Source organism: Oscillochloris sp. ZM17-4 (genome assembly GCF_019599295.1).
In the GTDB taxonomy this organism is placed as follows: Bacteria; Chloroflexota; Chloroflexia; order Chloroflexales; family Chloroflexaceae; genus Oscillochloris.
Window position 1 is genome coordinate 1 of the sequence record NZ_JAIEWN010000182.1, and the last position, 1,187, is coordinate 1,187.

2 protein-coding genes are annotated in these 1,187 nt (G+C 51.8%); both read right to left on the minus strand.

Annotated features, from left to right (window positions below; genetic code table 11):
- Nucleotides 1-319 precede the first annotated feature (319 nt).
- The gene (locus tag K2Z83_RS28565) at nucleotides 320-571 is read right to left on the minus strand and encodes a BrnA antitoxin family protein (protein ID WP_220598565.1); all 252 of its coding nucleotides are present in this window, start codon (nucleotides 569-571) and stop codon (nucleotides 320-322) included.
- Entirely contained in the window at nucleotides 549-827 is a 279-nt protein-coding gene (locus tag K2Z83_RS28570; protein ID WP_220598566.1) for a BrnT family toxin, read from the minus strand. The genes K2Z83_RS28565 and K2Z83_RS28570 overlap by 23 nt, the downstream gene beginning before the upstream one ends.
- Nucleotides 828-1,187: the final 360 nt, after the last annotated feature.

The window sequence follows — 1,187 nt, forward strand, 5'->3', positions numbered from 1 at the left end:
CGGCTCTGTCCGGCTGTCCGACTGTCCGGTCTTGCCCGGTATGGGCCATAATCGCTGCGGAGGCCCAACGCCAGGCTTCAGCGGCGCCGCTGGCGGGCGTATAGATCGCGACGAGCGACGGCACGAGGCAACGTGATAGAAACCGCCAGGTTTGAGGCCGCGCCAGCGGCGTCCGCTGCGAGCCGATGTTGGGCGGGCGGGCTGACACGCTATACTTTGTATACGTGATTATGAAGAGCTATTTCCATCGAAAGTGTCATATAGTTTTTTTGGCATACCGCAATAACCGTAGCGACTACGGTACGTACTGGGTACGGAGTTATACGTTTTGCGATTCTATGTATGTGCGAAGCACATGATTGATTGATTGCGTGGAATCTTGTTCTTGATCCCTAAACCATTTCATAATATCCGCATCGATTTGTATCGTTCGATCAATCATGTCTCGCGGGATGAGCAACTTCGCACGCGCAAAGAATTGCTCGGTGAGGGGTGGAATATCGCTTGTGTCAATGTCGTCATCCGTCTGCTGCGCGAGTCGCGCCCAATCAGTACGGGTGTACTTGTTCATAGCGTTGTCGCTCATATTTCGTCGCCTTTCGTGCGGAAATGATACGAATGGTATCATGTTCACGCTCGGTATAGACTACCACTGCGATAATGGTGTAGAGTGGGCCAATACCAATCCAACGCTCTTCGCCATACTCGGTACGGTCATCGATATCAACGAGCATTGGAGCTTGAAACATCACATGAACATCAGCAAAATCGATGCCATGTTTCTGGATATTTATCTCATTCTTTTCGTCATCCCATGCGAATTGCACATCTAGCCTCTCGTGTGCCCATAGACGATCCTCCGATCACGCATCGCTCACTCTTACTATACCACACGCGTTCCCATCTGTCGGTGTCCTGTAAATAATTGACAGATAATCAGAATACACGGTATACAAAAAGTTTATACACATACTATCTGTCAATAATTATGCCATCCTTCAACGAGCCTCTATGCGCGAAGAATGGGCCATACGCATCGCCACCAGGCATCGAGAGCAGATCATCCGGCGTGAATGGACGGAGCCTCCAGGATGCCCGAGGTGCCTGCCCACACAACGAGCGCTGGAGTGCGCTGCCTTCATCTGTGGTGGCGCTGATAGACCGCCCAACGCCAGCCTTCAGGCGCG